Annotated in this window: 16 protein-coding genes; 11 read left to right on the top strand and 5 right to left on the bottom strand. The window is 38.1% G+C overall.

Going from position 1 to position 19,992, the window contains the following annotated elements; genetic code table 11:
• Positions 1–142: 142 nt before the first annotated feature.
• Positions 143–1,855 (bottom strand): transcription termination factor Rho, encoded by a 1,713-nt coding sequence (gene rho, locus GUU89_RS11890; protein ID WP_162128123.1) that lies wholly within the window; start codon positions 1,853–1,855, stop codon positions 143–145.
• Positions 1,856–2,043: 188 nt separating this feature from the next.
• Here rho and GUU89_RS11885 point away from each other — a divergent pair, with 188 nt between their 5' ends.
• Entirely contained in the window at positions 2,044–2,454 is a 411-nt protein-coding gene (locus GUU89_RS11885; protein ID WP_162128122.1) for a DUF4293 family protein, read from the top strand.
• Between the two features lie 249 nt (positions 2,455–2,703).
• On the opposite strand, the gene GUU89_RS11880 is transcribed toward GUU89_RS11885, so the two are convergent.
• Positions 2,704–3,198 carry a metallophosphoesterase family protein gene (locus GUU89_RS11880; RefSeq protein ID WP_162128121.1) on the bottom strand — a complete coding sequence of 165 codons (495 nt, stop codon included), beginning with the start codon at positions 3,196–3,198 and terminating at the stop codon, positions 2,704–2,706.
• Between the two features lie 123 nt (positions 3,199–3,321).
• On the opposite strand from GUU89_RS11880, the gene GUU89_RS11875 reads away from it, so the two are divergent.
• The 4 genes from GUU89_RS11875 to lpdA all read left to right on the top strand — a co-directional run bounded on the left by GUU89_RS11875 (position 3,322) and on the right by lpdA (position 8,004).
• Positions 3,322–3,984, top strand: a complete 663-nt coding sequence (locus tag GUU89_RS11875) for a TMEM175 family protein (protein WP_162128120.1) — start codon at positions 3,322–3,324, stop codon at positions 3,982–3,984.
• Positions 3,985–4,063: 79 nt separating this feature from the next.
• On the top strand, positions 4,064–4,801 hold the full coding sequence (gene truA / locus GUU89_RS11870; RefSeq protein WP_162128119.1) for a tRNA pseudouridine(38-40) synthase TruA: 738 nt from the start codon (positions 4,064–4,066) through the stop codon (positions 4,799–4,801).
• Positions 4,802–4,803: 2 nt separating this feature from the next.
• A complete protein-coding gene (locus tag GUU89_RS11865; RefSeq protein WP_162128118.1) occupies positions 4,804–6,558 on the top strand; it encodes an ABC transporter ATP-binding protein in 1,755 nt (584 codons plus the stop codon).
• A gap of 57 nt (positions 6,559–6,615) precedes the next feature.
• Positions 6,616–8,004: a dihydrolipoyl dehydrogenase gene (lpdA, locus tag GUU89_RS11860; protein WP_162128117.1), complete on the top strand. Its 1,389-nt coding sequence runs from the start codon at positions 6,616–6,618 to the stop codon at positions 8,002–8,004.
• Between the two features lie 63 nt (positions 8,005–8,067).
• On the opposite strand, the gene GUU89_RS11855 is transcribed toward lpdA, so the two are convergent.
• Entirely contained in the window at positions 8,068–9,390 is a 1,323-nt protein-coding gene (locus GUU89_RS11855; RefSeq protein WP_162128116.1) for a tetratricopeptide repeat protein, read from the bottom strand.
• Positions 9,391–9,409: 19 nt separating this feature from the next.
• A complete protein-coding gene (gyrA, locus tag GUU89_RS11850; RefSeq protein ID WP_162128115.1) occupies positions 9,410–11,968 on the bottom strand; it encodes a DNA gyrase subunit A in 2,559 nt (852 codons plus the stop codon).
• Positions 11,969–12,232: 264 nt separating this feature from the next.
• Between gyrA and GUU89_RS11845 the strand changes: the two genes are divergently transcribed.
• The 6 genes from GUU89_RS11845 to GUU89_RS11820 all read left to right on the top strand — a co-directional run bounded on the left by GUU89_RS11845 (position 12,233) and on the right by GUU89_RS11820 (position 17,891).
• A complete protein-coding gene (locus GUU89_RS11845; protein ID WP_162128114.1) occupies positions 12,233–14,776 on the top strand; it encodes an ATP-dependent Clp protease ATP-binding subunit in 2,544 nt (847 codons plus the stop codon).
• Between the two features lie 86 nt (positions 14,777–14,862).
• Positions 14,863–16,251, top strand: coding sequence for a 30S ribosomal protein S6--L-glutamate ligase (gene rimK, locus GUU89_RS11840; RefSeq protein ID WP_162128113.1), 1,389 nt, complete (start codon positions 14,863–14,865; stop codon positions 16,249–16,251).
• Positions 16,223–16,432, top strand: coding sequence for a GGIII-like transmembrane region-containing protein (locus GUU89_RS11835; RefSeq protein ID WP_162128112.1), 210 nt, complete (start codon positions 16,223–16,225; stop codon positions 16,430–16,432). The genes rimK and GUU89_RS11835 overlap by 29 nt, the downstream gene beginning before the upstream one ends.
• Positions 16,429–16,944, top strand: a complete 516-nt coding sequence (locus GUU89_RS11830; RefSeq protein ID WP_162128111.1) for a DUF421 domain-containing protein — start codon at positions 16,429–16,431, stop codon at positions 16,942–16,944. Before GUU89_RS11835 ends, GUU89_RS11830 begins: the two co-directional genes overlap by 4 nt.
• A 3-nt stretch (positions 16,945–16,947) precedes the next feature.
• On the top strand, positions 16,948–17,529 hold the full coding sequence (locus tag GUU89_RS11825; RefSeq protein WP_162128110.1) for a TMEM175 family protein: 582 nt from the start codon (positions 16,948–16,950) through the stop codon (positions 17,527–17,529).
• Between the two features lie 2 nt (positions 17,530–17,531).
• Entirely contained in the window at positions 17,532–17,891 is a 360-nt protein-coding gene (locus tag GUU89_RS11820) for a DUF1304 domain-containing protein (protein WP_162128109.1), read from the top strand.
• Positions 17,892–18,221: 330 nt separating this feature from the next.
• On the opposite strand, the gene hutH is transcribed toward GUU89_RS11820, so the two are convergent.
• Positions 18,222–19,724, bottom strand: a complete 1,503-nt coding sequence (gene hutH, locus GUU89_RS11815; protein WP_162128108.1) for a histidine ammonia-lyase — start codon at positions 19,722–19,724, stop codon at positions 18,222–18,224.
• Positions 19,725–19,992 lie beyond the last annotated feature (268 nt).

Genomic DNA, 19,992 nt, shown 5'->3' with positions numbered 1-19,992 from the left:
TTGTGTTGTACGATTTCGAGAATGACAACTATTATGCCAAGTAATAATTAGTATTAAATTGTCAGTTTTAAACAAAAACAGGCTGACAAGATGACATTTTAGTTAATAAAAAATCCCAACCGTTTAGATTGGGATTTTGTATTTAGTCGTTCATCGAAATGAGGAACTCATCGTTATTTCGGGTTTTCTTAATCTTGTCATTGATAGTATCCATCGCTTCCACCGGATTCATATCGGCCAAGAACTTGCGAAGAATCCACATTCTTTGCAGTGTTTTTTCGTCTAATAATAAATCATCACGACGCGTACTTGACGAGGTCAAATCGATAGCTGGGAAGATTCTGCGGTTAGCAATTTTTCTATCTAATTGTAACTCCATGTTACCGGTACCTTTGAATTCTTCGAAAATTACTTCATCCATTTTAGAACCGGTTTCGGTTAAGGCAGTAGCAATGATACTCAAAGAACCACCATTTTCTACGTTACGAGCTGCCCCGAAGAAACGTTTAGGTTTTTGTAAAGCATTCGCATCCACCCCACCCGATAATACTTTACCTGAGGCCGGTTGTACGGTGTTGTAAGCTCTGGCCAAACGCGTAATGGAGTCTAACAAAATCACCACATCGTGACCACATTCTACCAAACGTTTCGATTTCTCTAAAACAATATTGGCAATTTTCACGTGCTCCATGGGCTCTCTGTCAAAGGTTGAAGCAATTACTTCACCACGAACGCTGCGTTGCATATCAGTAACCTCTTCAGGTCTTTCATCAATCAGCAATACAATTAAATACACTTCAGGATGATTAGCTGCTATGGCATTGGCGATGTCTTTCAATAACATGGTTTTACCCGTTTTGGGTTGAGCCACAATCATACCACGTTGGCCTTTTCCTATTGGGGAAAACAAATCAATCACTCGAGTAGATACACTGGCTTGTTTATCGGCTATGTTGAATTTTTCTTTTGGAAAAATTGGTGTTAAATGCTCAAATGAAACTCTGTCTCTTACCACTTGCGGATCGTGTCCGTTAATTTTTAAAACTCTTACCAGCGGGAAGAACTTCTCTCCTTCTTTTGGAGGACGCACTACTCCTTTTACAGTATCACCGGTTTTCAAACCAAACAATCTGATTTGTGATGTCGATAAATAAATATCATCCGGAGAAGCTAAATAGTTGTAATCCGAAGAGCGCAGGAAACCATACCCGTCAGGCATCATTTCGAGAACACCTTCGCTTTCTATAATACCATCAAACTCATAATCAGAGTCGCGGAAATTGTTTTGTTTTTTTCCTTTAAAATTGGGGTTGTTGTTACCGTTGTTGCCATTGTTCCCGTTTCCGTTATTATTTTGGTTGGGATTTTGGTTTTTATGTTTCGGTTCGCGATTTCCGTCAGGATTTTGATTCGGAAGGGTTTCTGTTTCTTCAGTAGTGACTGGTGTATCTGCTGAAGCTATGTCACTTTCAGTTGGTTGTTGGGCAACAACTTCAGTATTGTTATTTTTCTTTTTATCGAAAAGTGGTTTCTTAAATTTTTGATTTTTATTTTGAAAAGCCGGCTTTTCTTCCACTTTTACAGGTTCTTGAACTTCGTCGGCAAACAAATCGCTTTGATTCGTTTCAGGAGCTTTTTTGGTTTCAGGAACAATACGAGCACGTTTGGATTTATTATCCATAGCTTTTTCAGTGGGTTGTGCTTCCTTGACGGCAACAGCTTTATCTTGATGTTCCAAAATTTGCGCAATCAGCGTGTCTTTTTTGGCACCGGTAACTTTTATGGTCTTTGCTAACTTGGCAATTTCTTGAAGCTCAGCAAGCTTCATTTCTTTTAAGGCAGAAATATCAAACATGAATATTGTTTTGATTTAAATTCGAATATGGAAAATAGTACAAATGTGGGTAGAAATTATTGTAAAGAATTGTCCGAAGGATGAAGTACTTACGGATTGGTTATGCAATAATACAAATAATATTTTACCATGCAATAGTATTTTTTAAAAAGAAACTATATTTTTGTCCAACATTTTTTTAAAAATTCATGTTTAGAATACAAACGTATTATTTGATAGTTTGCCTGATACTTTCAGGGGTATTGCCTTTTGTTTTTCCTTTGTGGAAAGACGCTGCCGGTAAGTCCTTTTATTTCATGATGGATATTGCTTATGTAACCTTATTCGGGTTGAGTGCTACCTTATCATTATTGAGCATTTTATCACATGCAAAAAGACAACAACAATTTGTCATGGGCAGATTGAATATCATATTGAATTTAATTTTATTAGGATTATTTGTGTATCGAACACTAAATCTATCCGGAGGAACGGTTACCGTTTCTGAGAAGGGTATTGGGATGTTCTTACCTATTTTTTCTATCGTATTTTTGGTTTTGGCCAACAAAGCCATCAAAAAGGATGAAGATCTCGTAAAATCTGTGGATCGATTGCGATAAACCTATAAACTTAGTTTTTTAGTGCTGCAAAAAGCCCGAATCTTATGGTTCGGGTTTTTTATTTAATCCGAACTCGGCTCAGTTTCTATTTATTTTTAACCGCAAATTCTTCAAAGATGTTCTTAGAGGACAAGCTAATAAACTATATAATAGCACACAGACAACACAAATTTGACTGATTTAGACAGATTAACATCAAAAACAAATCTGTTAAAACCTGTTTAATCCGTTACAATCTGTGGCTAAAAACTACTTCTTGCCTATTTCAATAATTTCCAAATTTTGAATCTTATCGCCATCAATTTCAAATCGCAACATGGTACGAACTTGGTGAAATCCATAAATACCACAAGCGCCCGGATTCATGTGCAATAACCCCAATTGTTTATCAAACTGTACTTTTAAGATGTGTGAATGCCCGCAAATGAAAAGCTTGGGTGGATTCTTTTGAATCTCAGCCCGAATTACTTGATTGTACTTTCCGGGATAACCGCCAATGTGAGTTATCAAAACATCAACACCTTCGCAGAGGAATCTATTGTTTAACGGAAATTCCATTCGCGCCTTGTCATCATCAATATTGCCATAAACCGCTCGCAAAGGCTTTAGGGCTTTTAGCGTATCGGTAACTTTTAAATCGCCAATGTCTCCGGCATGCCACACTTCATCAGCTTGATTTACATACTTTAAGATGGCATCATCTATATGACTATGAGTATCCGAAAGGAGGAGGATTTTTTTCATAAAATGGCTAAGTGGTTGTATTTTCGAGTGGCTAAGGTACAAAGTAAATCAACTTCATTTTGAGTACGGATTATTTAACGAAAAAGTTTTTATATTTGAGTTACTAACCAAAAAAAACTCAACATGAAACCAAATGATAACGAAGAGATTACTCGTGACGAAATCAAGAAAGAATTTCAATTAGAACGTATGATATTGTTTAGTGATGCCGTGTTTGCCATAGTAATCACTTTGATGGCTATAGAAATAAAAATCCCGGAAACCGAAGAGTTAACCACCGAAACATTAGCCAAAGCTTTGCTACATCTAATACCAACGCTTTTGGCCTATATAGTGAGCTTCATTTTCATTGGCGCTATTTGGTACCAGCATTTAAAAATGTTCAGTTTATTAAAAGATTACGACAAAGGTTTAGTGATTAGAAATATGTTGTTATTATTTTTTATCGGATTATTTCCTTTTAGCGCCACACTCATTACTCGTGCCAAGGGACAAATGATTCCTTTTTTCATGTATCTTTTTATGATTCTGTTTTGTGTCATTGCCCAATTTGTATTATACCATTACATCGTAATAAAAAGGCCTTCCATACGCTTAAACACTGATATAAGCGAACACAAGGCCGAACTGCAAAAGCGAAAAATTGCGGTCATTGGCTTTTCAGCTTCAGCGGTTTTAATTATGATTACGTACCTGCTTATTCCACAACCGGAATTGAAAAATCTTTCGATGCTTTGGATGATGGTGTTTCCAATTGTTTTTAAAGTAATGACCAAGAAAAAGTAACCAAAAACTAGCTAAACTTTAACCTTTCTCCAACATAAAAACTTTGTAACTTTGTCACTTAAAATTTGGCATAAACATCTTGAGATATTTTATCGAATTAGCTTATAACGGAACAAACTACCACGGTTGGCAATACCAGCCCGATGCTTGTTCTGTACAGGAAACACTAAACAAAGCTTTATCCGTTTTACTAAAAACCGAAATTGATATTGTGGGCGCCGGAAGAACAGATACCGGTGTTCATGCCCGTCAAATGTATGCGCATTTTGATTTCGATACTCCAATTGATTCGGCAGAACTAGTTCATAAACTTAATTCTTTTTTACCGAAAGACATTGTCATTTTTGACATCATAAAAGTAGCCGATGAGGCCCATGCCCGCTTTGATGCTACCAAACGAACTTATGAATATCACATACATACTTTCAAAGATGCTTTTGAGTCCCAAGGCAGTTGGCAGTACCAAAACAAACTGGATTTAGACAAAATGAATGAAGCTTGTGGGTTGTTGTTTAAGCACACTGATTTTGAATGCTTTTCAAAAACCAATTCGGATGTACGAACCTTTAACTGTGTAATTTTTGAAGCCCATTGGCAACAAAACGGTACTAAACTACTATTTACCATTTCGGCTGACCGTTTCCTGCGCAATATGGTTCGGGCTATTGTTGGTACGATGATTAATATTGGATTAGGTAAAGTTAGTCTAGCCGACTTCGAAAAAATAATTGAAAGTAAAAACCGCAGCAAAGCCGGGTTTTCAGTTCCCGCCCACGGATTATATTTAACCAAAATTGAATACGAATACCTACCATAACCATGCAGGCAAAAGCATTCGACACTAATTTATTCAAACGTATTCTAAAATACACCAAGCCTTATAAAAAAAGGTATTACAGTGTTATTTTCTTTGCGGTGTCGTTATCCGTTTTTGCAGCCCTTCGCCCCTATTTATTGAAGCACACGGTTGATTCCTATATCAAGCCGAAAGACGAGCACGGTTTGTTATTCTATATAGCCATGATGGGAATTGTATTGTTGATGGAAACCCTTTCACAGTTCTATTTTGTGTATTGGGCCAACTGGCTGGGACAAGACATTATTAAAGACATCCGAACAAAGTTATTCAAACACATGCTGAGTTTCCGCATGAAGTATTATGACAATGCGCCGGTGGGACAATTAGTGACACGCTCTGTTTCTGATATCGAACAGATTGCCCGTATTTTCAGCCAAGGTCTTTTTATGATTTTTAGTGATTTAATGAAAATGGTTATCGTATTGCTTTTTATGTTTTTCATGAATTGGAGATTAACTTGGATCGTTATTATCGCCATGCCGATTTTGGTTTACATCACAAGAATCTTTCAGCGAAAAATGCAGATTGCTTTTGAAGAAGTACGAACCCAAGTAGCCAATATGAATACATTCGTGCAGGAAAGAGTAACCGGAATGAAAATCGTACAGCTTTTCAATCGCGAAGAAATTGAATATGAAAAGTTCAAAGAAATCAACGGCAAACACAATAAGGCTTGGATAAAAACCATTTTTTACAACTCTATCTTTTTTCCCATTGCCGAAATTATATCGTCATTAACACTTGCTGCGGTGGTCTTGTATGGCGGATTTCATATTTTAGACGGCGATAAGTTCACCACTTTCGGAGATTTGTTTTCGTACACCATGTTTATTGCCATGTTGTTCAACCCCTTGCGTCAGATTGCGGATAAGTTCAATGAAATGCAAATGGGCATGATTTCAGCCAATAGAGTGTTTGATATTTTAGATACCGATAAAGATGTACAACTTGACGGAACCAAAATAGCCGGACATTTTAAAGGAAACATTCACTTTGAAAATGTTCGTTTCAGCTATATTGATAATGAAGAAGTAGTAAAAGGGATTTCGCTGAATGTAAAATCAGGAGAAACTATTGCCATTGTTGGTGCTACCGGTGCCGGAAAATCAACTATCATAAATTTGCTGAATCGTTTTTACGAAATCAATTCAGGAGCCATTTTTATAGATGAGCAAAACATCAATGACTTCCAAATGGAAAGCCTTCGCAAACAGATTGCCATTGTATTGCAAGATGTATTTCTTTTTGCTGATACTATTCACAACAATATTACTCTTAACAATCCCACTATTACCCGCGAAAATGTGATAGAAGCGGCCAAGAAAATTGGCGTGCATAAATTCATTAAAAGTTTACCGGGCGGTTATGATTATGACGTAAAAGAACGCGGGGTTATGCTTTCTTCGGGACAGCGTCAATTGATTGCTTTTTTACGGGCTTATGTGAGTAATCCCAGTATTTTAATTTTAGATGAAGCCACTTCTTCCATTGATACTTACAGCGAGGAATTAATTCAAAAAGCTACCGAAAGAATCACGCAAAACCGTACTTCCATCATTATTGCACACCGTTTGGCTACCATCATTAAAGCGGATAAAATTATTGTGATGGACAAAGGGCAAATTGTTGAAGAAGGAACCCATCAGGAATTGGTTAATAAAGCGCAAGGCTATTATAAAAATTTATACGATTCACAGTTTGCTGTTGAAAGCTAAATTTTCAAAATAAATCCTTAAATTCGCAGTCACAAAATCTTTAGAAATTATTTACTCATGAAATACGATATTATTGTTTTAGGAAGTGGTCCGGGCGGTTATGTTACGGCTATCCGTGCGTCACAATTAGGCTTTAAAGTAGCCGTAATAGAAAAAGAAAACCTTGGTGGCATTTGTTTAAATTGGGGATGTATTCCAACCAAAGCGCTATTAAAATCGGCTCAGGTTTTTGATTACCTAAAGCATGCTTCAGATTATGGTTTGACGGTAAAAGAATTTGACAAAGATTTTAATGCCGTAATTGCCCGCTCTCGTGGTGTGGCTGACGGAATGAGCAAAGGGGTTCAATTCTTGATGAAGAAAAACAAAATCGATGTTATTGACGGTTTTGGGAAAGTGAAACCAGGTAAAAAAGTTGACGTGACTGCAGCTGATGGTAAAGTAACAGAGTATACTGCTGACCATATCATCATCGCTACCGGAGCCCGTTCAAGAGAATTGCCAAACTTACCACAAGATGGTGTAAAAGTTATTGGATACCGACAAGCCATGACATTACCTTCGCAACCAAAGAAAATGATTGTTGTAGGTTCAGGTGCTATTGGTGTTGAGTTTGCTCATTTCTACAACTCGATGGGAACCGAAGTGACTATAGTAGAGTTTATGCCTAATGTAGTGCCGGTTGAAGACGAAGATATTTCAAAACAATTTGAGCGTTCTTTAAAGAAATCAGGAATTACTGTAATGACTAATTCTTCTGTTGAACGTATTGACACTACAGGAAACGGTGTAAAAGCATTTGTAAAAACAGCCAAAGGCGAAGAAGTTTTAGAAGCTGATATTTTACTTTCGGCTGTTGGAATCAAAACCAATATCGAAAATATTGGCCTAGAAGAAACCGGAATTAAAACCGATAAAGATAAAATTTTGGTTAATGATTTCTACCAAACCAATGTACCGGGTTATTATGCCATTGGCGATGTGACTCCGGGACAAGCTTTGGCTCATGTGGCTTCAGCGGAAGGAATCCTTTGTGTAGAAAAAATTGCCGGTTTACATGTTGAAGCCTTAGATTACGGAAACATACCGGGTTGTACTTATGCCACTCCTGAAATTGCTTCTGTAGGTATGACTGAAAAACAAGCCAAAGAAAAAGGATACGAATTAAAAATAGGGAAATTCCCATTCACCGCTTCAGGAAAAGCCAAAGCAGCCGGAACTCCGGATGGTTTTGTAAAAGTTATTTTTGATGCTAAATACGGTGAATGGTTAGGCTGTCATATGATTGGTGCTGGTGTTACGGATATGATTGCAGAAGCAGTTGTAGCTCGTAAATTAGAAACGACCGGACACGAAATTCTGAAAGCGGTTCACCCACACCCAACGATGAGTGAAGCAGTGATGGAAGCTGTGGCTGATGCTTATGGCGAAGTAATTCACTTATAAAATATAAGTATAAATAAAAAAACCATCCTAATTAGGATGGTTTTTTTATTTGGAATCAACTGATTATTGTTTAGCTTTTAATGCTTTGTATTTATCAGTCATTTCAAGAGCATTATATACACTCAATAACGTTTTTTTGGCGGCTTCATTGGCTGGCTCAAGCTCATAGGCTTTTTCAAGATAAGGCAACACTGACTTGAAATTTTTATCTCTTTCTCCCTTCAAAACTTCATATCGTTTGTTGTCTTTGTCTGAAGTTCCTAATTTATTCATTTCGGTAACCCATTTCTCATCGGCTCTTAATTTTAGTTCGGCCAAATTTAAATTAGCATTGAAATAATTAGGGTTAACTTCCAAAGCCTTTTTATAGTATTTCTCTGCTTCGTCTAATTTACCTCTGTCTGCACTGATAACACCCAAATTATAAAGTAAATCAACATTCGTCGGATTTTTTTCTAATGCTTCATTTACTAATCTTGTGTAAGTATCGTAATCTTTGATTTTTAAATATAAATCCAACTCTGTTAACAATAACGAATCGTCTTCAGGGCTAGCTTTACGAGCTTCAGTAACGGCCTTTTTGGCTTCCTCTGTTTTGCCTTGTTGCACCAGAATTAAAGCAATATTTTTAAAAATCTCGCCTCTTTTTGATTCCAATTTTTCATCACGTGGTTTCTCATGTGTACCGGATTTCAAGTATAAATCTCTTTCCACTTTTGACGGAAAAGTTTCTTCTTGTTTAGAAGCTTTGTTAGTCGCCCAATATACAGTGCCTTCACCGGTATAATTAAGTCCTTTTAACTGATTGTAATAATCCAAGGCTTTATCATAATCTTGACCATTTACGGCATAGCTGGCGGCGTAGAATAATTTTTCCTGATCTTTTTTATCCAATTGATAAATAGCATATAAAACGTCTCCGGCTTCTTTGTACTGCTTAGCATTCCCTAAGCCTACAGCCAGATTTACAAGTTGTGGTTTAAATGCTGTAATGGTTTCATTAATATCATCAGTATAAACCTTTTTACCAGTCTTCTTTTCATAATCCAAAGTAGCATTCAAGCCGGTTGCCAAATCAGCTATGGCTTTTGGGTTAGCTAATTTCATCAAGGCAGCCTGAATCTGAATAGGTGTCATGGTCTGATCAATCGCTAACGATTCTAAAACCGGAGTCATGACCTTATAAAAAACGGCGTAGACTTTATCTCCCTCTTCAGTAGCCAATGGCTGAACTTTGGTCACTAAAGCTTTATACTCTGTTAAATCATTTCCTTTGATTTCATCTTTGGCATATATTCTCTTCAAAGCCTTCAGCTCATCCTTTTGAGCATAAGTTGAAACAGAAACTAGTATTGTTGAAGCCAATACAATGTGTTTAATTTTCATGTGGTATTTTATTTAAAAATTATTCTTGTGTGTCGTCTGAAGTTTCGGTTGCATCGCTAACATCAGTGACATCATCGTTGCTTTCGAATTCTCCTTCAACCACATCTTCTTCATCTTCTTTCATTACTTTGGTTACAGCGGCAATGGAATCGTTTCCTTTAATATTAATTAAACGAACCCCTTGGGTAGCTCTTCCCATAACTCTCAAATCAGACACTTCCATTCTAATGGTCAATCCTGATTTGTTGATAATCATTAAATCATCTTCATCCGTTACGGCGTTAATAGAAATAAGTGCTCCGGTTTTTTCAGTAATGTTTAAAGTTTTGACTCCTTTTCCACCTCTGTTAGTGATACGGTAAACATCTTCCCCGTCTTCATCTACCAATTTGGTTCTTTTACCGTAACCGTTTTCAGTAACAACCAATAATTGAGTGTCATTGATATCGTCTTTGTTAACAGAAACCATTCCGATTACTTCATCTTTATCATCGGCCAAAGTAATTCCGCGAACTCCGGAAGCCGTTCTTCCCATCGGACGCGTTTTTTCTTCTTCAAAACGAACTAACTTTCCTGATTTTACAGCTACTAACACTTGGCTTTCACCATTCGTTAGTTTAGCTTCTAATAGCTCATCATCTTCTCTGATGGTAATGGCGTTGATTCCGTTTTGACGCGGACGTGAATATTGCTCCAATGGCGTTTTCTTCACTTGACCTTGCTTGGTTGCCATAATTACATAGTGACTGTTGATGTAGTCTTCGTCTTTTAAATCTTGAGTACAAATGAAGGCTTTAACTTTATCATCACTTTCAATGTTGATTAAGTTTTGAATAGCACGCCCTTTGCTTGTTTTGCTTCCTTCCGGAATTTCGTAGACACGCATCCAGAAACATTTTCCTTTTTGAGTAAAGAACAACAAGTACTGGTGGTTGGTTGCTACAAACAAATGTTCTAAGAAATCCTGATCTCTGGTTCCGGCACTTTTTTGTCCAACGCCTCCTCTATTCTGCGTTTTGTATTCTGATAAGTTAGTACGTTTAATATAACCGGCATGCGAAATGGTAATCACAACATTCTCATCGGCAATCAAATCTTCGATACTTACATCGCCTCCTGAATATTCAATCTGAGAACGACGAGCATCACCATATTTATCTCTGATTTCGATTAATTCTTCTTTAATCAATTCCATTCTCAATTCTTTGCTTGCCAATAAATCTTTCAAGCGTTGAATTAATTTCATGATTTCTTCGTACTCCGCTCTTAACTTGTCTTGTTCCAGACCGGTTAATTGACGTAAACGCATCTCTACAATGGCACGAGCTTGAATATCAGACAAATTAAATCTTTCTATTAACTTGGCACGAGCTTCATCACCGTCTTTGGAAGAACGAATCAAGGCAATTACTTCATCAATGTTGTCTGAAGCAATAATTAAACCTTCTAAGATATGAGCTCTTTCTTCTGCTTTGCGTAATTCAAATTGTGTTCTTCTTACTACAACATCGTGACGGTGCTCTACGAAATAGTGAATCAATTCTTTTACATTCAGCATTTGTGGTCTTCCGTTTACTAGTGCAATGTTATTCACACTGAAAGAAGACTGTAGTTGAGTATACTTATAAAGGGTATTCAACACTACATTCGGTACCGCATCACGTTTTAGTTCATACACGATACGCATACCGCTTCTGTCCGATTCGTCACGAATATTGGAAATCCCTTCGATCTTCTTTTCATTAATTAAGTCGGCTGTTTTCTTAATCATGTCAGCCTTATTAACTTGGTATGGAATTTCAGAAACGACAATAGCTTCTCTTCCGTTAGATTCTTCAAAGCCAACTTTAGCACGAATGACAATACGGCCACGTCCTGTTTTGAAAGCTTCACGAACACCTTCATACCCATAAATAACTCCACCCGTAGGGAAATCAGGAGCTTTGATGTGTGTGATTAATTCATCAATTTCTATATCATTATTATCAATGTATGCTAAAGTACCATCGATAACTTCAGTCAAATTGTGAGGTGCCATGTTAGTAGCCATACCTACCGCAATACCTGAGGCTCCGTTTATCAAAAGATTCGGAACTCGGGTTGGCATTACTTTTGGCTCATACAACGTATCGTCAAAGTTCAATTGGAAATCTACCGTTTCTTTGTCGATATCTGCCATTATGTCTTCTGACATCTTTTTCATTCTGGCTTCCGTATAACGCATAGCCGCAGGGCTATCGCCGTCAACCGAACCAAAGTTACCCTGACCGTCAATCAATAAGTAACGTAAACTCCATTCTTGCGCCATACGAACCATGGCATCATAAACCGAGGTGTCACCGTGTGGGTGATATTTACCTAATACTTCTCCAACAATTCTTGCGGATTTTTTATGAGCTCTGTTTGAAAAAACTCCTAAATCATACATTCCGTATAACACTCTTCGGTGTACTGGCTTTAAACCATCACGCACGTCAGGCAGTGCTCTTGAGACAATTACAGACATCGAATAATCGATGTAAGCTGATTTCATTTCATCTTCGATGTTAATCGGAATTAACCTTTCTCCGTCAGACATATTTTATAAATTATTAATAAAAAATTAGTTCAAATTCAAAACGTGCTAATATAGGTTATTTGACAAAAATACAAGGGTTTTTCAATCACAAATTTCAATGATTTATTAACAAAATAGGGGCTTTTTTTGGTTAATAAATAACCGCTAACCCTACTTTCATTATTGGCTTTTTTTTTGTCAATTAGCTGACAGTACATTTAGCAGGAATGATTTTTGTAATAATCAGCCATTATAACTAAATTTACAATACAAATCATATACTATATGGATGATAACTTTTCACCAAGAGTCAAAGATGTAATCACTTACAGTAAGGAAGAGGCACTGCGTTTAGGCCACGACTTCATTGGAACGGAACATCTGATGCTTGGTATCTTAAGAGATGGAAACGGTAAAGCGATTGCTATTTTAAATAACCTGTCAATTGATTTGGAACATTTGCGTAAAAAAGTAGAGGTATTAAGCCCTGCCAACCCGAATGTTGAAATAAGCAACGAAAAGAAAAATTTACACTTGACTCGTCAAGCGGAACGCGCTTTAAAAACTACGTTCTTAGAAGCCAAAGTATTCCAAGCCACTTCAATCAGTACGGCTCATTTACTTTTGTGTATACTAAGAAATGAAAATGATCCAACAACCAAACTGCTGCATAGACTTAAAATAGACTATAACGTAGTTAAAGAACAATACTTAAATATGACACCGAACGAAGAAGATTTCATGGACAACCTGCCTAAAAACGAATCGTACAATGACGATTCAGGTCAAGATGACAGTTTGAAAGAAGGCAGTTTCAATAATCCGGCGAATAAAACGAACAAGAAATCAAAAACTCCGGTTTTGGATAACTTTGGCCGTGATTTAACCGAATTAGCAGAAGAAGGTAAACTCGACCCGGTAGTAGGTCGCGAAAAAGAAATAGAACGTGTTTCTCAAATTTTGAGCCGTAGAAAGAAAAACAATCCGTTACTGATTGGTGAACCGGGTGTGGGTAAATCGGCCATAGCCGAAGGATTAGCACTACGCATCATTCAAAAGAAAGTGTCGCGTATCCTTTTTAACAAAAGAGTCGTAACACTTGATTTAGCTTCCTTAGTTGCCGGTACCAAATACCGTGGGCAATTTGAAGAAAGAATGAAAGCCGTAATGAATGAGTTAGAGAAAAACGACGACATTATTTTATTCATTGACGAAATCCATACTATTGTTGGGGCCGGTGGCGCTACAGGTTCATTAGATGCCTCGAACATGTTTAAACCGGCTTTAGCGCGTGGCGAAATACAATGTATCGGTGCTACCACTTTGGATGAGTACCGACAATATATTGAGAAAGACGGTGCTTTAGAGAGACGTTTTCAAAAGGTAATAGTAGAGCCTACTTCGGTAGAAGAAACCATTACGATTTTGAACAACATCAAAAACAAATACGAAGATCATCATAACGTAATTTACACTGACGAAGCGATTGAAGCTTGTGTGAAGTTAACGAACCGATACATGTCAGAACGCTTCCTTCCGGACAAAGCTATTGACGCTTTAGACGAAGCAGGTTCTCGTGTTCACATTACCAATATTGATGTCCCTAAACAAATTTTGGACTTAGAGCGTCAATTAGAAGAAGTACGTGAATTGAAAAATTCGGTGGTAAAAAAACAGAAATACGAAGAAGCGGCCAAGTTACGTGACGATGAAAAACGTTTGGAAAAAGACTTAGGAATAGCGCAAGAGCAATGGGAAGAAGATTCTAAAAGCAACAGAATTCGCGTTACCGAAGACAACGTTGCCGATGTAGTATCGATGATGACCGGAATTCCGGTAAATCGTATTGCCCAAACCGAAAGCAATAAACTGGCTCATTTACCCGAATTGATTAAAGGGAAAGTAATCGGACAAGACGAAGCGGTATTAAAAATCGCCCGTTCCATTCAAAGAAACCGTGCCGGATTGAAAGATCCGAATCGCCCAATTGGTTCTTTCATTTTCTTAGGACAAACCGGTGTGGGTAAAACACAATTGGCCAAAGTTTTAGCCAAAGAATTATTCGACTCTGAAGATGCTTTAATCCGTATTGACATGAGCGAGTATATGGAGAAATTTGCCATCTCTCGTTTAATCGGTGCACCTCCGGGATACGTTGGTTATGAAGAAGGCGGACAATTGACCGAGAAAGTTCGAAGAAAACCATACTGTGTAGTTTTATTAGACGAAATCGAAAAAGCACACCCGGATGTATTCAACATGATGCTGCAGGTTTTAGATGATGGTTACCTGACTGATAGTTTAGGAAGAAAAATCGATTTCAAAAATACCATTATTATAATGACTTCCAATGTAGGAGCTCGTCAGTTGAAAGACTTCGGACAAGGAGTTGGTTTTGGTACCGCGGCCAAAATTTCACAAGCCGATGACAATTCGAAAAGTATCATTGAAAACGCTTTGAAGAAAACCTTTGCGCCTGAATTCTTAAACCGAATTGACGATGTGATTGTATTCAACGCTTTGGAGAAACACGACATCGATTTAATTATCGAAATCGAATTGAAAAAGTTGTACGCTCGTGTAGCCGAATTGGGATACAAACTAAACCTTTCCGACAAAGCCAAAGCGTTTATAGCGGAGAAAGGTTTTGACAAACAGTTTGGAGCGCGTCCTTTAAAAAGGGCGATTCAAAAATATGTAGAAGATGCTTTAGCCGAAGAAATTATTACTTCTAAAATAGCATCAGGCGATGAAATATTTATGGATTTAGACGAAACAACACAAGAGTTGACCGTTACCATTCAAAAAGCAGAAAAGCCTACAAAATAAAAAGTTTAATTTTTATAAGCCACGATTTCCGAATAACGTTTACCGACAAATTTCGTGAATTCGTGGCTTTTTTTAATGTATCATCCATGCCACAAAACAAAATCATATTAGGTTCCGAAGAATGGTGTTCCTTCCCGGAGCTTGGTATTCCTGCCATCAAAGCGCGTGTCGACTCAGGTGCCAAAACTTCAGCACTACATGCCATCAACATTGCTCCCTTTATAAAAGAAGGCGAAAACTGGGTGAAATTTGACATCAACCCTATACAAAACAACCTCAAAACTGTTATCCATTGCGAGGCTAAACTCATTGACAAACGCATCGTGAAAAGCTCAAGTGGTTTCCGCGAACAGCGTTATGTGATTCAAACCAAGTTGCAAATAGGAAACGACAGTTGGGAAATTGAAATGACGCTGACCAACCGAGACTCTATGGGGTTCCGAATGCTGTTAGGGCGTGAAGCCATGAGTGGTAGAATATTGGTTGACCCGGAACAAAAATACCTTTTAGGACAAACCTCTTCAGAAAGTTTAAAGGAGCTCTATGTCAATTCTGTTCCCAACAGAACCGGTCTTCGTATTGGCGTTTTGGCCAGTAATCCGGAGCTATATAGTAACAAACGTATTATGGAAGCCGGCGAAATGCGCGGCCACCAAATGCACTTCCTGAACATCAAGGAATGTTATATGAAATTGGATGCCGACAAGCCCGAAATTCATTACCGTGGCGGGAAAATCCTGGATAACTTTGATGCCATCATTCCGAGAATTCGTCCGAGTATTACCTTTTACGGTTGTGCACTAACCCGTCAGTTTGAAGCGATGAAAGTGTATTGCTTAAATTCGGCGGCTGCCATAACCCAATCGAGAGACAAACTGTTTTCGTTGCAATTGTTGTTGCACCACGGCGTTGATATTCCCACCACGGGTTTTGCCAATTCTCCTTTGGATACGGATGATTTGATTAAAATGGTTGGTGGCTCGCCCTTGATTGTAAAACTTTTAGAAGGTACGCAAGGAAAAGGAGTCGTTTTGGCCGAAACCAAAAAAGCCGCTGAATCTGTAATCAATGCGTTCAAAAGTTTGAATGCTAATATATTAGTACAGGAATTCATCAAAGAGGCCAACGGTAAAGACTTACGCCTATTTGTGGTTGACGGAAAAGTAGTAGCTGCCATTCAGCGCGAAGCTGCCGCCGGTGAGTTCAGAGCGAACATTCACATGGGAGGCACCGCTTCTATAATTAAGCCTACAGCCGATGAAAAACGTATCGCTATTAAAGCTGCCAAAGCCATGGATTTGAAAGTGGCCGGCGTAGATATCATTCGCTCCTCTAAAGGGCCGTTACTATTGGAAGTAAACTCTTCACCGGGATTAGAAGGTATTGAAGGCGCTACCAACAAAGACATTGCCGGAGAAATGATTAAAGCAATTGAAAAAATTTTAAATGGAAATAAACACCATTATTATGGATAAAAGATATATACCTTCACTAATCATTTTTGCCAAAGGCATGATGATAACTGCTATTGGAGTACTGTTCAAATTTCTGGACAAAAAACAATCCGACGTTTTGTTTGGCATTGGCGGCTTTTTAATTCTGGCGGCCCTAATTGTATTTATCGTAATGCGCTTAAACAAGCCTAAAACGCTATGAACCCTTATTTGGACATAGTACTGAGAAGCGTTGCCGTGTACCTTTTTATGGTCGTGGCGTTGCGCATTTTTGGTAAAAAAGAATTATCCCAACTCAATACCGCCGATGTGATATTGATTTTGCTGATTAGCAACTCGGTACAAAACGCTATGGTGGGCAGCAATTCTTCCTTACTTGGCGGCATAACAGCTGCAGTGGCTTTGTTTGTCATCAATTTAATTTTCAAAAAAATAATGCTGAATTCTCAGTTCATTAAAGAATTGGTTCAGGATAAGCCCGAGATTTTAGTGCACAACGGAAAAATTTATTTTAAATCGTTGGCCAAATTAGGAATAACTTCAGAAGAACTACAGGAAGCCATGCGTGAACACGGGGTTGAATTTTACAAAGATGTAAAACTAGCCATGTTTGAAATTGACGGTAGCATCAGTATCATTTCGGGAGATTCGCATATCAAACAAACGCATCACAAACGAAAAATTCATAAATCATTAGGCACACTAAACAAGTAACTTATGAATAAAAACCGACTCGAAGCCTTCAGCGACGGCGTGTTAGCCATTATCATTACCATCATGGTATTGGAATTTAAAGTGCCCGAAGGGATGGATTGTAATGCCCTAAAACCTTTGTTACCCAAGTTTCTGAGTTATATCCTGAGCTTTATTTACGTCGGGATTTATTGGAATAACCACCACCACATGATGCACACGGTGAAGCGTGTCAATGGCAGTATCCTTTGGGCCAATTTGCATTTGTTGTTTTGGTTATCCCTGATTCCGTTTGCCACGGCTTGGAACGGCGACAATCACTTTGCGCCTTTCCCTATGATGATGTATGGCATTATACTGTTAATGAACGGAGTAGCCTATTTTATTTTACAAAGTTTTATCTTGAAACAACAAGGCCATGATTCGATGTTAAGAAAAGCGATTGGCACCGATTTCAAAGGAAAATCATCTCCAATATTATACACCATAGCGGTTTTGTTGGCCAACTACTACCCCATCGTTTCCGGGGCTATCTATATTTTTGTTGCCTTGATGTGGTTAGTACCCGACAAACGCATTGAGCGTATTTTTAACGAAAACGACTAATCATGAACCTCCTCTCCCAACTATTGATCGGATTCATTGCGGTACTTCATCTTTATATTCTTTGGTTAGAAATGTTCGCTTGGACAACTCGCGGACGCAAAGTCTTCAAAACCATTCCGCCCGACCAATTTGAAAAAACCAAAGTCATGGCTGCTAATCAAGGATTGTATAACGGTTTCTTGGCTGCCGGACTGATTTGGTCATTACTAATAACCAATGTGGATTGGAGTAAAAACGTAGCCTTGTTTTTTTTAGCTTGTGTCTTAGTGGCCGGAATCTATGGTGCACTTACCGCTTCTAAACGAATTTTCTTTGTACAGGCAGTTCCGGCTTTATTGGGATTGCTGAGTTTGCTTTTCTGAATCAACTGCTCCATTTTTTGCAATAAAAGCTAAGTCAACTTAGTATCATCGGTATTTTCAAAAAGTATAAGGCTTATTTTGTAAAACTATAAGGCCTAAACAAAATAATTAGGCATTATTCAGTATTCTTCATGGGTACAATGTCATTTACTGAATACAGCATAGTCATTTACTCCATGCAGCCTACTTTTTAAAATAGTAATGCATAATTTCCAAATATTGGCGTTACCTTTTTGGTAGTTACAACAACATAAGGGTACAACTAAGTATGTTTTGGGCTAAATAAGCCTCGGGAAATCCAAAGAAATTAAACCGGAAAGGCCAACATCCCTACTCCTCCAAATCAATCATAAAGCTGTTTAAAAAGGCTACCGAGTTCTGAATATCGTAATGTAAGATACGGTCTTCTTTTACCAACGGTACTTCTTCGCGGTACGATTTTAAGAACATCTCAATAAAAGGACTGGATTGTAATGGGGCTCTGAACGAGATAGCCTGAGAAGCATTCATCAACTCTATGGCTAAAATACGTTCAACGTTTTCCATGATGCGAAGTGTTTTAGTAGCGGCATTCGCTCCCATACTCACATGATCTTCTTGCCCGTTCGAAGATACTATGCTGTCAACACTGGCCGGAGTAGCCAATTGTTTGTTCTGACTGGCAATGCTGGCGGCGGTATATTGCGGAATCATAAACCCTGAGTTCAACCCCGGATTGTCGACCAAGAAAGCCGGTAAGCCTCTTAAACCCGAAATCAATTGGTAGGTTCTTCTTTCGGAAATGCTGCCCAATTCGGCCAAAGCAATCCCTAAAAAGTCTAAGGCCAACGCTAAAGGCTGCCCGTGGAAATTTCCTCCCGAAACAATGATGTCTTCCTCAATAAAGATATTAGGGTTATCGGTAACCGAGTTGATTTCGGTTTTGAAAACTTTCTTCACGTAATCAATAGTATCTTTTGAAGCGCCATGCACTTGCGGAATACAACGGAAAGAATAAGGGTCTTGCACATGGGCTTTGGATTGTGCTATAATTTGACTGTTTTCCAACAAGTCGGTCATGCGTTTTGCTGTCACAATCTGTCCTTTGTGCGGACGTACATAATGAATCAATTCATTAAACGGTTCGATGCGACCGTCAAAGCCTTCCAACGAAATAGCCGATATAACATCTGCCAAATAGGAATATTTCATGGCTTTCAGCAACACATAGCACCCATAAGCGCTCATAAATTGCGTTCCGTTTAACAGCGCCAAACCTTCTTTAGATTGTAACACTATAGGTTGCCATCCCATTTTTTCCAATACCTTATGGGCCGGTTGACGGAAACCATCATGGTACACTTCGCCTTCGCCTAACAAGGGTAAGGATAAATGCGCTAACGGAGCTAAATCGCCACTGGCACCCAACGAACCTTGAGTATATATTACAGGGAGAATATCATTGTTATAAAAGTCAACCAAGCGTTCCACCGTTTGCAGTTGCACACCCGAATGACCATAGCTCAACGACTGAATTTTAAGCAACAACATGATTTTTACAATCTCAGCCGGCACTTCTTCTCCGGTACCGCAAGCATGCGATTTTACCAAGTTTTCCTGAAGTTGCGAAAGGTTATCGTTGGATATTTTCACATTACACAAAGAACCAAAACCGGTATTGATGCCATAAATCGGTGCCTCATTAGAAGCCATTTTTTTATCCAGGTACTCACGGCATTTCTGTATGTTTAACTGGGCTTCTTCGGATAACGACAGTGTTTTATGTTGGGCAATGATTTCCTGTAAGGTCTCTAAAGTCAATACTTCCGTACTGATATAATGCGAATTTTCCATTTTTGGTTGGGATTAAAGGCCCAAAATTCCGTAAACAATTGGTAAAAAACAATAAATTCGGCTACTATTTTATTGCCGAATCATTAAAAAAAACAGACTAATACTAATGATGCCTTTAAAATTAAATTTTGAATTCCATAAAATTGCGATATCCTCAAAAATTACTTAATTTCTTTTTTAATTCTCAAAAAGTTATAAATTTGAAAACCATGATGCGTAAAATTTTAACAACTAAAGCCACTACTCCAACCAATTCTTTGGTTGCCAC

It is taken from the genome of Flavobacterium phycosphaerae, from assembly GCF_010119235.1.
GTDB classification, from domain to species: domain Bacteria; phylum Bacteroidota; class Bacteroidia; order Flavobacteriales; family Flavobacteriaceae; genus Flavobacterium; species Flavobacterium phycosphaerae.
Note: the sequence above shows the minus strand (reverse complement) of the source record. Positions and strands in the feature narration are given on the sequence as shown.

Bases quoted from the DNA above. Each gene is read 5' to 3' on its own strand.
- GUU89_RS11865 (WP_162128118.1), top strand. From the start codon at position 4,804: ATGCAGGCAAAAGCATTCGACACTAATTTATTCAAACGTATTCTAAAA.
- rimK (WP_162128113.1), top strand. From the start codon at position 14,863: ATGCCACAAAACAAAATCATATTAGGTTCCGAAGAATGGTGTTCCTTC.
- rho (WP_162128123.1), bottom strand. From the start codon at position 1,855: ATGTTTGATATTTCTGCCTTAAAAGAAATGAAGCTTGCTGAGCTTCAA.
- gyrA (WP_162128115.1), bottom strand. From the start codon at position 11,968: ATGTCTGACGGAGAAAGGTTAATTCCGATTAACATCGAAGATGAAATG.
- hutH (WP_162128108.1), bottom strand. From the start codon at position 19,724: ATGGAAAATTCGCATTATATCAGTACGGAAGTATTGACTTTAGAGACC.
- GUU89_RS11845 (WP_162128114.1), top strand. From the start codon at position 12,233: ATGGATGATAACTTTTCACCAAGAGTCAAAGATGTAATCACTTACAGT.
- lpdA (WP_162128117.1), top strand. From the start codon at position 6,616: ATGAAATACGATATTATTGTTTTAGGAAGTGGTCCGGGCGGTTATGTT.
- GUU89_RS11855 (WP_162128116.1), bottom strand. From the start codon at position 9,390: ATGAAAATTAAACACATTGTATTGGCTTCAACAATACTAGTTTCTGTT.
- GUU89_RS11830 (WP_162128111.1), top strand. From the start codon at position 16,429: ATGAACCCTTATTTGGACATAGTACTGAGAAGCGTTGCCGTGTACCTT.
- GUU89_RS11835 (WP_162128112.1), top strand. From the start codon at position 16,223: ATGGAAATAAACACCATTATTATGGATAAAAGATATATACCTTCACTA.
- GUU89_RS11885 (WP_162128122.1), top strand. From the start codon at position 2,044: ATGTTTAGAATACAAACGTATTATTTGATAGTTTGCCTGATACTTTCA.
- GUU89_RS11820 (WP_162128109.1), top strand. From the start codon at position 17,532: ATGAACCTCCTCTCCCAACTATTGATCGGATTCATTGCGGTACTTCAT.
- GUU89_RS11880 (WP_162128121.1), bottom strand. From the start codon at position 3,198: ATGAAAAAAATCCTCCTCCTTTCGGATACTCATAGTCATATAGATGAT.
- GUU89_RS11825 (WP_162128110.1), top strand. From the start codon at position 16,948: ATGAATAAAAACCGACTCGAAGCCTTCAGCGACGGCGTGTTAGCCATT.
- GUU89_RS11875 (WP_162128120.1), top strand. From the start codon at position 3,322: ATGAAACCAAATGATAACGAAGAGATTACTCGTGACGAAATCAAGAAA.